This is a genomic window from Arthrobacter sp. P2b (assembly GCF_900168295.1).
Classification (GTDB): domain Bacteria; phylum Actinomycetota; class Actinomycetes; order Actinomycetales; family Micrococcaceae; genus Arthrobacter.
On record NZ_FVZL01000020.1, the window covers coordinates 15,002 to 26,790 of the forward strand.

Annotated in this window: 10 protein-coding genes; 7 read left to right on the forward strand and 3 right to left on the reverse strand. The window is 62.7% G+C overall.

Annotated elements, in window-relative coordinates; all coding sequences use genetic code 11:
- Positions 1-40 precede the first annotated feature (40 nt).
- Positions 41-1,405, forward strand: coding sequence for an MFS transporter (locus B5520_RS19685; protein ID WP_079598764.1), 1,365 nt, complete (start codon positions 41-43; stop codon positions 1,403-1,405).
- A 197-nt stretch (positions 1,406-1,602) separates the two neighbouring features.
- Positions 1,603-2,910, forward strand: a complete 1,308-nt coding sequence (locus B5520_RS19690; RefSeq protein ID WP_079598765.1) for an LLM class flavin-dependent oxidoreductase — start codon at positions 1,603-1,605, stop codon at positions 2,908-2,910.
- A 21-nt stretch (positions 2,911-2,931) separates the two neighbouring features.
- Here the strand turns inward: B5520_RS19690 and B5520_RS19695 are convergent, their stop codons facing one another.
- Positions 2,932-3,867 (reverse strand): LysR family transcriptional regulator, encoded by a 936-nt coding sequence (locus B5520_RS19695; protein ID WP_176156926.1) that lies wholly within the window; start codon positions 3,865-3,867, stop codon positions 2,932-2,934.
- Between the two features lie 147 nt (positions 3,868-4,014).
- Between B5520_RS19695 and B5520_RS19700 the strand changes: the two genes are divergently transcribed.
- Positions 4,015-5,607, forward strand: a complete 1,593-nt coding sequence (locus B5520_RS19700) for an FAD-dependent oxidoreductase (RefSeq protein ID WP_079598767.1) — start codon at positions 4,015-4,017, stop codon at positions 5,605-5,607.
- A gap of 80 nt (positions 5,608-5,687) precedes the next feature.
- On the opposite strand, the gene B5520_RS19705 is transcribed toward B5520_RS19700, so the two are convergent.
- Complete coding sequence (locus B5520_RS19705) at positions 5,688-7,193, reverse strand: aldehyde dehydrogenase family protein (protein ID WP_079598768.1); 1,506 nt, start codon at positions 7,191-7,193, stop codon at positions 5,688-5,690.
- Between the two features lie 136 nt (positions 7,194-7,329).
- Here B5520_RS19705 and B5520_RS19710 point away from each other — a divergent pair, with 136 nt between their 5' ends.
- Genes B5520_RS19710 through B5520_RS19725 form a run of 4 tightly spaced genes read left to right on the forward strand, consistent with a single transcriptional unit; the run spans position 7,330 to position 10,855 of the window.
- Positions 7,330-8,352 (forward strand): ABC transporter substrate-binding protein, encoded by a 1,023-nt coding sequence (locus B5520_RS19710; protein ID WP_176156927.1) that lies wholly within the window; start codon positions 7,330-7,332, stop codon positions 8,350-8,352.
- 37 nt (positions 8,353-8,389) lie between these two features.
- Positions 8,390-9,169 carry an ABC transporter permease gene (locus B5520_RS19715; protein WP_079598770.1) on the forward strand — a complete coding sequence of 260 codons (780 nt, stop codon included), beginning with the start codon at positions 8,390-8,392 and terminating at the stop codon, positions 9,167-9,169.
- Positions 9,162-10,013, forward strand: a complete 852-nt coding sequence (locus tag B5520_RS19720; protein WP_079598771.1) for an ABC transporter permease — start codon at positions 9,162-9,164, stop codon at positions 10,011-10,013. Before B5520_RS19715 ends, B5520_RS19720 begins: the two co-directional genes overlap by 8 nt.
- A gap of 35 nt (positions 10,014-10,048) precedes the next feature.
- On the forward strand, positions 10,049-10,855 hold the full coding sequence (locus B5520_RS19725; RefSeq protein ID WP_079598772.1) for an ABC transporter ATP-binding protein: 807 nt from the start codon (positions 10,049-10,051) through the stop codon (positions 10,853-10,855).
- Between the two features lie 93 nt (positions 10,856-10,948).
- On the opposite strand, the gene B5520_RS19730 is transcribed toward B5520_RS19725, so the two are convergent.
- On the reverse strand, positions 10,949-11,662 hold the full coding sequence (locus B5520_RS19730; RefSeq protein ID WP_176156928.1) for a GntR family transcriptional regulator: 714 nt from the start codon (positions 11,660-11,662) through the stop codon (positions 10,949-10,951).
- Positions 11,663-11,789: the final 127 nt, after the last annotated feature.

Consider the following 11,789-nt stretch of genomic DNA (forward strand, 5'->3'; position numbering starts at 1 on the left):
CCGTCGGTCACCGAACTCTCACAGCTTTCGAAAAGAGATCATGTTGAAACCGAAAACCGCTCAAGAGAGAAGCCAGAAATCGGTCGACCTGCCATCGGGCAGCAAGGCATCACCGGTTGACTCGCTGAACACCAAGGACATGCGCCGCATCCTGGGCTCCAGCCTCATCGGCAGCATCATCGAGTACTACGACTTCATCCTTTACGCCACCGCTGCATCCCTGGTGTTTGACCGGGTCTTCTTCGCAAACCTCGGCCCCGGCCTCTCCCTGTTTGCCTCCTTCGCGACCCTTGCAGCCGGATACGTCGCCAGGCCTCTCGGCGGCATCGTCTTCGGACACTTCGGCGATCGCATCGGCCGGAAAAAGATGCTGGTGCTGTCGATGCTCATGATGGGCGGCGCGACCGTCCTGATCGGGCTCCTGCCCACCACGGCGCAGATCGGCGTTGCGGCGCCGATCATACTGGTCCTCCTGCGCGTCATCCAGGGCATTTCAGTTGGCGGGGAGTGGGGAGGCGCCACCTTGATGGCCCTGGAGCACGCGCCCGCGAAAAAGCGCGGCCTCGCCGCAGCATTCGCCAACGCCGGCGGACCGGCCGGCGGACTGCTGGCCACGCTGGTGGTTTCGGCCGTTTCCGCCCTGACCGGGGACCAGTTCCTGGTCTGGGGCTGGCGGATACCCTTCCTCCTCAGTGCCCTCCTGATCCTGATCGGCATGATCATCCGTCTTCGGGTGGCAGAGACACCGGTGTTCCAGAAGCTCGACGCCGAAGCCGCCAAAGTCAAGCACCCGCCCCTGCTGGAGGTGCTTCGCAATCATCCACGTCTCGTCGTGGTCACTCTCGTGGCAACGCTGGGATTCTACGCCTGCCAGGGACTGCTGACCGTGTGGGGCGTCTCCATGGCTGTGGGGAGCGGCGTGGACCGATCCGGAGTCCTGAACTGGAAGGGAGTTGCCGCCGTGGTGACGGTGGCAGTCTGCTTTTACACCGCCCGCCTCAGTGACCGGATCGGGCGGCGCGCAGTCCTCACCGGCGCGGGCGTGGCGGCCATCGTCCTCGCCTTTCCCCTGATCATGCTGCTCACGAACGGGACCCTGTGGGGCTTTGCGGTTGCAGTGGTGGTCGGCAACGGACTTGTTCAGGGGGCGCTGGCGGGACCCATCGGAGCCTACATCTCCGAGCAGTTCCCTACCGGGGTCCGCTACACAGGAGCGTCCCTGTCCTACCAGGGAGCTTCGATGATCGGGGCGGGCTTTACCCCCATGATCGCCACGGGCCTCGTTCTTGCAGCCGGTGGCGGAATATGGATGGTGGCGGTGTTCTGGATCGCCATCCTGGCGGCGGGCCTCGTAGCAGTGCGCCTCACGGCTGAGGGCTCACGCGTCAAGCTCGACGCCGCCTAAGCCTTCCCTCACGGGAGATACCGAAGCGGGACGGCACATTAGCTGTCGTCGTTTTGGTTCGTGTCCTTCTAAGCACCATTGTCAGCATTATTGAACTCATTGTGCTGAAACTTCTGCATTTACGCGGGAACAGACGACTGGCATGCTGAAGGCAGGAAGGCGCCTGGATCGGCGCCCATCACGAAAGGAACCAGGCAATGAAGCCTAAGAATCACATGGTGCTCACCACCTTCATGCTACCGGCGGGATACCACAAGGACAGCTGGCGAATGGAAGGAAGCCGGGCCGAAGAGCTGGGCAACCTGGAGTTCGTGGCAGACCTGACCGCCATGGCCGAGGCCGCAAAACTTGATGCCGTCTTCTTTGGCGATATCGTCCACGCCAACACGGTCATGCGGGGCGACATCAAGATGAACGGGTTCTACGAACCGATGACGGTACTTGCCGCGCTGGCCGCGAGGACGAAAAACATCGGCCTGATCGGCACCATGTCCACCTCATTTTCCGAGCCGTACAATCTGGCCCGGCAGCTGTGCGGACTGGACCACATGTCCAACGGCAGGGCAGGCTGGAACATTGTCACGTCCTCGGACGGATTCAGCAACTACGGCGTTGAGGACGTTCCCGACCCCGCCGTGCGGTACCGGCGGGCCACCGAATTCGTGGACGTCGTGCAGCGCCTCTGGGACAGCTGGTCCGATGACGCCGTCATCGTGGACAGGGAATCCGGCGAATACGTGGACCGAAGCAAGCTCAAGGCCATCCGGCACAAGGGCGAGTTCTTTGAAGTCGAGGGACCCATCAACATGCCGCGGTCACCCCAGGGCCGGCCCGTGCTGGTTCAGGCCGGCTCCTCAGGTCCCGGCATGGACCTGGGTTCGTCCGTGGCGGACGGGATTTACACCGCTCAGCCGTTCAAGGAGCCGTCCATCGAGTTCTACACCAAGTTCAAGAACATGGTGGCTGAGAAGGGCCGGAACCCCGACGACGTCAAAGTCATCCCGGGCATCCTGCCGATCCTGGGCAACACCGAGAAGGAAGCGCAGGACCTGGCGAACGAGCTGGCCGGCTACGTCCACCTCGGCAACGGCCGCAAGCAGGTGGGCGCCGACCTTAAGATGGACCTTTCCGAGCTGGAATTCGATGAAACGATCCCCGCGGAGTGGTTTTCCGACGACCCCCGGATGGGAAGCCGCTACCAGATCTACCGCAAGAAGAGCGTGGACATGGGCATGACGCTGCGCGAACTGATCGTGGACCTGGCCCGCTCCACCGGGCACCAGTGGATGGCCGGCACGCCGTCGCAGGTGGCCGACCGCATGGTGGACTGGTTCGAGTCCAAGGCCTGTGACGGCTTCAACCTCAACGCCCCCTTTAACCCGGGCGGCTTCAAGCTCATCTGCGACAAGCTGGTGCCGGAACTTCAGGACCGCGGTTACTTCCGGTCCGAGTATGAGGGCACTACCCTGCGTGAGAACCTCGGGCTTTCCCGCCCGTCAGCATAGACGGAGCGGCTCAGGGCCCGCTTATGAGCTTGCAGAACCAAAGCGTTCGACGGCAACATCCACCCACGCCTGGGCGCGGGTATTCAAACGCATGCTCCGCGTCCAGGCCAGTGAAACGGTGGCCGGGGCGCGGGTATGGATACGGGGTTCCGCAACCGGCTTGAGCACAACCTTCAGCTCCTCATATGGCGCGTCCAGCATTGGCTGCTGGAAGAGCACGGCAACACCGCGACCACTTGCCACCAGCGACCGGACCGTAGCGTAGCTGCGGGAGCGGTGCCGGATCTCCGGAGTCAACCCGGCGTCGCGGTACATGTCAAGGACCCGCGTGGAAATGGGTGGAGCGTCGAAGAAGATCAGCGGACTTGCCGCCACATCCCTGAGTGAGACAACCTCCGCGTCGCGCAGGGAGTGGTCCGCCGGAAGCAGGATATAGGGCTCCACGGACAGCAGCGGCGCCGTTTTCAGGGCCGGGGAAATGTCCATGTCGTAGACGAAGGCGGCGTCGATGGAACCTGCCAGCAGGCGCTCCTGCAGATCCTCGTGGTACCCCTCGATGAAATCGACCTCGACATGCGGGCACTGGTCGGCAAAGTCGGCAAGCATCGGCGGAATGATGGTGGGCCCCAGTGGCATGAAGCACCCCACCGTCAGTGGACCCCGGATATCCGTCCTGTCCCGTTTGGACAGCGACGCAATTTCATCGGCAAGGTCAAGCAATTGGCGCGCCTGCCGGAATACGACGATGCCCGTGGATGTCAGGGTGAGCCCCTTGGACTTGCGCTTGATGCACAGCTGAGCCCCGACGATCCGCTCAAGTTCAGCGATGGACATGGAAATGGCCGACGGTGCCATATGCAGCCGCCGTGCCGCCTCGCTCATGGTTCCGGTTTCCGCCGCGACCACAAAGTGGAGGACCTGACGCAGTGTGATCGAGGGGTTCAGGGTGATGTTCACATTGTCGATTTTACTGATAACCAACAGCAAAAATAGGTCATTTACTTGATGAACCCGGCTTGTCATGATGAAAGAAACGGCGACGACGATGGCGCCAGAGTCAATCCCGCGGCGGCGGCAACCTCTCCCGAAAGTGACGTGACATAAATGGACGCGCAAGCAAGATTCCTTGACCAGGCAGAGGCCGTGGTGGGTGCCGACAATGTTGTCCGCGCCACACCCAAGGAGGGCTACATTGATCCGTACCCCCTGAACCCTGGCCGGGCGAAGTGGCCGGGCGTGCGCCCCGGCACGGTGGAGGAGGTCCAGGACATTGTCAGGCTGGCCAACAGCACCGGCGTTCCGCTATGGTCCTTCTCCAAAGGCAAGAACCTGGGTTACGGAGGGCCGGAACCGCGAACCCGGGACATGGTGGCACTGGACCTGAGCCGCCTCAACAGAATCATCGAAGTGAACGACCAGCTCAACTACGCCGTCATCGAGCCCGGCGTCAGCTTCTTTGACCTTTTCGAACACATCCAGGAGCAGGAGTTGAAGCTGTGGATGTCCGTTCCCGCCCTCGGTTGGGGCTCCATCGTCGGGAACGCGCTGGACCGCGGCTACGGTATGACGCCCATGGGTGACCATGTGCAGTCCATCTGCGGCATGGAGGTGATCCTTCCCGGCGGCGAACTGGTGCGGACCGGAATGTGGGCCATGGAAGGAACGGAACTTGGGCCCATCTTCAAGGGCGGATTCGGCCCCACGCTGGACGGCATCTTCACCCAGTCAAACCTCGGCATCGTCACCAAGATTGGTCTCTGGCTGATGCCCTGGCCTGACGTATACATCAACGGCGATGTTGTCGTGGAGCGCGAGGAGGACATGCCCAAGCTGGTCGACATCCTGACCCAGCTCCGGCGCGAGGACGTCATTCAGAACAACGCCCTCTGCGGCAACGTGGTGCGGGCGGCGACCATGAACGGGCCGCGGTCGCGCTGGTATGAAGGGGAGGGGTCCATCCCGGACGAGCGCCTGGAAGAAATGCGCCAGGAGATGGGCATCGGCCAATGGAACGCCAAGTTCGCGATCTACGGGGACAAGGGGCTTGCCGAACGCAGGCTGGAAATCATCCGGGAACGTTTCACCGGGATGGAGGGCTTCACCGTCAAGGCCCGCCTCTATGAAGGTGCTGACGGAATGCAGGTCGCATATGCGGACATCGCGGACATTGACCGCACCCAGATGGCCGGGGTGCCCACGCTCAAGCCGCTATCCACGGTGGCGTGGGCGGCGGAGAACGGCGGGCACATTGACGCCGCTCCCATCATTCCTGCCCGCGGGGAGGAAGTGTGGGCGTTTTACCGGGAGGCCAAGGAACTGTACCGCCAGTTCGGCTTCGACCTTTATATCGGCTACCACCTGTATCCGCGTCACATGGTGCACGTGACAATGATCTTCTTCGAAAACGACAACCAGGAACAGCTGGCGCGCGCGCGGGCACTGTACGCCGCACTGTTGGCGGCGGCACGGAGCCACGGCTACGCGCCCTACCGCAGCCATGTGGACTACATGGACTCCATTGCCGACGGTTTCGACTACAACAACAACGCCATCCGCCGCCTTCAGGAGACGTTGAAGGACGCCTTGGATCCCCAGGGCATCCTCTCACCGGGAAAGCAGGGCGTCTGGCCCCGGCGGTACCGCGAGGTAGGTGCCGAGACGCCCAACGGCGCCGAGGAGTCGGTGCTCCCGCGGTAGGTGGACTGTCCGTAGCGGCGGGAGGGGCCGGATGCTGGCTGACCAGCATCCGGCCCCTTCGGCCTGCCCTGTTCCGGTGGTTACGCGTTGCTGATGTTGATCGCTACGGACTTGACCTCGGTGTAGGCTTCCACGCCCTCGCGGCCGTTCTCCTTTCCCCAGCCGGACTGCTTGAACCCGCCGAATGGCATATTGGCATCCATCCCGCCTGCGGCGTTGACCCGCACGTTGCCAGCCTTGATCCTGCGTGCAAACTGGTGGGCCCTGGAGATGTCCTTGGTCCAGATCGTGGAGGAGAGCCCGTAATCGGTGTCATTGGCACGCGCCACCATGTCCGCGACGCTGTCCGAATCACGGAAGGTCGCCGCAGAGAGTACGGGCCCGAAGATCTCCTCGCGCACCACCTTCATTTCATGTGTGGTGTTGTGCAGGATGGTCGGCTGCATGAAGAAGCCGTCCCCGGGGAGGGCGGCCCCACCGGTGACCACCTCTGCGCCCTCCTCACGGCCGCTCTGGATGTAGCCGAGGATCCTTTCGCGCTGCTGGGCCGAAATCACCGGACCGATCTGGGCCTGCGGATCGGTCCCCGCGCCGACACGCAATGCTGTGGCCCGCTGTGAAATCCCTGCGATCACTTCATCCGCCACAGCCTCGTGGACGTAGAGGCGCGAACCGGCAGCACACACCTGGCCGGTGTTTCCGAAGATGCTCATGGCCGCCCCGTCCATGGCCCGCTCAAGGTTTGCGTCCGGGTAGATGACCACCGGAGACTTGCCGCCGAGTTCCAGCGAGACGCGCTTGAGGTTGCCGGCGCACGAGGCGAGCAGGTGCTTTCCTACGGCCGTCGAGCCGGTGAAGGAGATCTTGTCCACGAGCGGGTGGTCCGCGATCCGCTGCCCCGCGACGGCACCGAGGCCCTGGACAATGTTCAGTACTCCCGGCGGGAAGCCCACCTCAAGGGCCAGTTCACCCAGCCGGACCGCCGTCAGGGGCGTCAGTTCCGCTGGCTTGAGCACCACGGTGCAGCCTGCCGCTAGAGCGGGAGCCACTTTGGCAGCGGTAATGGCCAGCGGGCTGTTCCAGGGAACGATCAAACCCACAACGCCGATGGACTCCCGGAGCGTGTAGGCATGCCATTCGCCGGGCAGGGAGACGTTCCGGGTCTCGCCGTTGAGCTTCGTGGCCCATCCCGCGTTGTACCGGAAAGATTCCGCCGCCCCGCTGATTTCGAACGCCCTGGCAATGCCCAGGGGCTTGCCCGTATTGAGCGTTTCGAGCAGGGCCAGCTCGTCCGCGGCGGCGTCGATGGCTTCTCCGAGCTCCCAGATCAGCCGGCTCCGCTGGCCCGGGGACATTGCCGGCCATGGACCCGAGTCGAAGGCCCGGCGGGCGGCCTGGACCGCACGGTCCACATCATCGACGCTCGCGGACGCGGAGTCCACCAGATGTTCGCCGGTGGAGGGGTTGGTGATGGGCAGCGGTTCCGCTCCTCCTTCCACCCATGCTCCGTCGATCAGCAGGCGCAGGGGCCTGTCCAGCAGGTCCGGCCAGGGAGTGGTGGGGAGGGGTTGGGTTAGAGGCGTCATTGGCTTCCTTCCGGGAGGCGGATTACGGGGCTGGCTGTTATGCAATCTGTGATGCTTGCCACATCACTTAGACCAAGATACATTGTTCTAGGAATTATGCATTTCTTGCGTTCTGTACTCAATGAGGAGCTTCTGGATGAAAAAGCACAACCGTCACTCACTGTTGACCAAGGTCCTGACGCCGGCTGTCGCCGGCCTTACCCTCCTGTCGCTGGCGGCCTGCGGGACGTCGGGCACGCCCAGCGCGGCCGGAGATGCCGGCGGAGGCTCGCAAGGCAAATCCGCGATCAAGGTTGTCGTCGCTCCCCTCCACTTCGAAACGGCCTATATCGCCAAGGAGAAGGGCTACTTCGATGAGGCGGGCCTGAGCGTGGAAATTGTTCCCGGCGCCGATCCTTCGGCCAACCTGGCCCAGACCGTGAGTGGGCAGGCGGACATCACCACGGCGTCATGGGGCGTGATGACCACTGCCACGGCGAAAGGCATGCCGGTGAAGGTGATCTCCGGAAACGGTGTCGTTGACCCGGATGCTGACAACTCTGGAATCCTGATCCCCAAAAACAGCGGCATCAACAGTGTCGCTGACCTGAAGGGCAAGAATGTGGCCGTCGTCGGCGTGAACACCGGCGGCGACATCCCCATGCTCCAGGCTGCGGCCGCGGCGGGAATCGATCCCAAGTCGATCACCGAGATCGCCATTCCGTACGCAGGCATGCAGGCCGCCCTGGAGCAGGGAACGGTTGATGCGGCGTTCGCAGCGGACACCTACTACCACCAGTTGATTGATGCAGGCTTCAAGAGCATCGCCAGCCCGGTCCGTGAATTCCAGGGCAACATGCCCGTCACGGTCTGGGCTGCCACCGACGCCTGGCTCACAAGCAACCCCGGAACAGCGAAGAAGTTCAATGACGCCATGACCAAGGCCGCCGCCTTCTACGAAGATCCGGCCAACGTCCAGGCAATCGTTGACATCACTGCCCGGGTCAAGGAAGTGGACGCATCCACGGTAAACCCCAAGTCCTACGTTCCGGTGAATACGTCCATCAACCTTGCCACCGGACAGGCCGGCATCGACGCCATGAAGGACCTCGGGTTCGTCACCAAGCCGCTCACCGCTGAAGCCATGCTCTGGGCCGACGCCCCGCGCTTCACCAAGTAGGACTCCAGCGCATCAGGAATACAACGGAGACATTGATATGAAGACAAGCACAAAGTCGCTGGACTGGGGTTTGACCACCCAGCGGCTGTTGGCGATCGCTGCACTCCTGGCCATCTGGCAGGTGGTCATCTGGAGCGGCATGCTGCCTTCCATGACACCCGGAGTTGCCGCCCTGGCATCCTCTATCGGCACTGCGCTGACCTCAGCGACATTCTGGTCAGCGCTGGCACAGACAATGACGGCTGCCGTCAGCGGCTGGCTCATTGCCGTTGCAGCCGGAACGGTCCTCGGGCTGCTGATCGGATCCATCCGCGCGCTGGACCGTTCCACGTCGATCCTGATCGACTTCGGCCGTTCCTTTCCGGTGCTGGCGCTGATGCCGGTGGTGATCATGCTCCTTGGCGCCACCGCGCAGATGGAAACCGTCGTAGTCGCACTGTCCTGCCTCTGGCCGGTGCTGGTACAGACCATCTATGGTGCCCGGCGGATGGACGCTGCGGTGGCGGATACGGTCCGAACCTTCCAGATTCCCGCCCTGCTGCGGTTCCGCCGGATCCTCCTTCCAAGCGCGACGCCCTTCATCGCCACCGGAATCCGGATCTCGGCATCCATCGCCATTCTTGTCGCCGTCGGCGTCGAGGTGCTCAGCCAGGCGCCGGGGATCGGCCGGCAGATAACCCTGGCGCAGCAGGCCCAGCGGTGGGACTCGGCATTCGCTTACCTCTTCTTCGCCGGGCTGGTGGGTTGGAGTATTGCCGGCCTCTTGAATTTCGCCGAAGGCCGGCTCCTCAAATGGAACAGGCAGACCAATGACTGATACAGCACTTCGCTCAAAACCAAACCTGGACACCGCCTCCCGGCCCAGGACATCAAAGAGGGAGGGCGGACGCAGCCGTTCTGCACAGCTGGCTCTGAACGTACTGGAGCGGACGTGGTTGATCGTTGTTGTGTTTACCGTCTGGTGGGCCGTGTCGGCCGGCAGCAGCAATGTTTTCATCCCGTCCCTTGAGTCGATCCTGGTCAGCCTGGGCCGGGACCTCTCCAACGGCGTGATCGCCTCAGGGGCGACCTACAGCCTGACCAATCTGGCTGCCGGGCTCCTGATTGCCGTGGCCGTGGGCATCATCGTGGGACTGATCCTCGGCGAAACGAAACGGCTGCGGGAAATCGTGGATCCGGTTATCCACTTCTTCCGTTCCGTGCCCCAGGCGGCTCTCGTTCCCCTGATCATCGGCGCCTTCGGAATAGGACAGGGGCCCAAGATCTACACCATCGCCTTTGCCTGCATGTGGCCGGTACTGCTGAACACCATCGACGGCGTCCTGGGCGTGGAACCGACTATCCGCAAGTTCTCCAAGGTCTACCGGATCCCCCGTGGGCTTCATTTCCGCAAGGTGGTCCTGCCTGCTGCGCTGCCGCAGATCGTGGCCGGCGTGCGGGTGGCGCTTCCGATCGGCATCACGGTGATGGTGGTGAGCGAACTTTTCGCCGCCAACAAGGGCCTGGGTTTCTACATCCTCAACTCCTCCGCCACCTTCATGGTGCCGGAGACGTGGGCAGGTGCCCTGCTCGTCGGCGTCATCGGCTACATCCTCTCCCTCCTGTTTGTCGTCCTTGAACGCAGGATCCTGAGCTGGTACTTCAAGTCAGGCGCAAAATGACCACCCCGATCAGACAGAAAAATGAAGGAGCTCCCATGGCCATTCAGGCACCGCCCGAGGAAGTGCAGGTGGCAACGAAGCCGCTGCTCCAGGTCCAAGGGCTGACCATGAGCTACGGCGTCAGTGACTCGGAGAACAAGATTTTGAACGATCTGAATCTCGAAGTGAACGACGGCGAATTCGTCTCCATCGTCGGTCCGTCCGGCGTCGGCAAGACCACGCTGTTGCGGTGCCTCTCGGGGCTTATCCAGCCCAAGAGCGGTACCGTAAGCGTCGGCGGGGAAGTCATCAACGGCCCCCATCGGGACTTGGCTGTGGTTTTCCAGGACTACAGCCGTTCGCTCATGCCCTGGATGACGACGCTGGAGAATGTGGCTTTCCCCTTGCAGGGCCGCGGCGTGGGGAAAAAAGAGCGGAATGAAGCCGCGGAAAAGAACCTCGCGGCGGTGGGCCTGGCTGGCCAGGGCCACAAGTACCCGTGGGAAATGTCCGGCGGCATGCAGCAGCGGGTGGCCATCGCCCGCGCGCTGGCCTACAACGCCAGGGTCCTGTTGATGGACGAGCCCTTCGCTTCGGTGGATGCACAGACCAGGTTTGACCTCGAAGACCTGGTGATCGATCTCCAGTCGACCCTCGGTGTCACCATCATCCTGGTGACCCATGACATTGATGAGGCGCTGTACCTGGCTGACAAGGTGATTGTCCTGGCGGAGAAGCCAGCCACGGTGGTGGACCTGATTGAGACCGGCTTCGGTGACCACCGCGACCAGGTGGAAACCAAGGCCGATCCCCGCTTTGTGGAGGCGCGGGCGCGCATCCTGCACCGCCTGCGGGATCACTAGTCCGGTCGTGTCACAGCTGAAAGCCCTCCGGACTCTATGGATCCCGGAGGGCTTTCAGCGTTCTGAGCGCCATCTGGATTCGGCGCCGGGCGCCTAGGCGTTGGTCTTCTCCAACCCCCGCTCGGCTGCTTCCTTCTCGACACCGGATTTCAGGATGGCTTTGAGCGTGGTCTCATAGTGGGTCCGGAGGAGCCGGGACGCGGCATCGGCGTTCCGATCCAATGCCGCGGCCATGATGTCGCGGTGCTCCTTGGCGATGTCGCGGTCCATGTTGCGGGTGGCCCGGCCTGCCCAGCGGCCGTACAGCTGTGCGAGGTCGGAGAGGGTGGAGGCAAGGTCGATCAGCACCGGGACGCCACACGCTTCTAGCAGTTTGGCGTGGAACGCCTGGTGGGCGCGGTCCCACGCCTCCGTCAGCTCGCCATTTGCACTCTTATCACGGTAGGGGGTGCGTTCCAGCGTGTGGTGGGCCGCGATGAGCTCCGATTCCCAAGCGAGATCACCGCGCTTGACGGCCAGCCCGATCCCGAACTCCTCCGAGACGCAGCGCAACTCAGTAATGTCCTTGATCTCGTCCAAAGAAAGCGTAGGAACGAAGAACCCGCGGTTGGGCTTAAGCACTACCAGGCGGTCTCCCACCAGCCGCGTCAGGGCCTCGCGGATTACGGTGCTGCTGGTTTTGTAGTGCTTGGTGAGTGCCACCAGCTGCAGCTTGTCTCCCGCGGCCCAGCGGCCGGCCAGGATGTCGTCCCGGAGCGAGTCCCGGATCTGCGTGCTGAGAGTCTCAGACTCAATACTTTTCGACATGTGCATTATTGTACCGCGAAGCGGATTATGTTTTATTTGTTGACTTATGCAATATCTACCTTAGAATTGGATGAGCATACGGAGAGACCTGATCACAACAGATCCCGTCATTACCTAGGAGAACCGC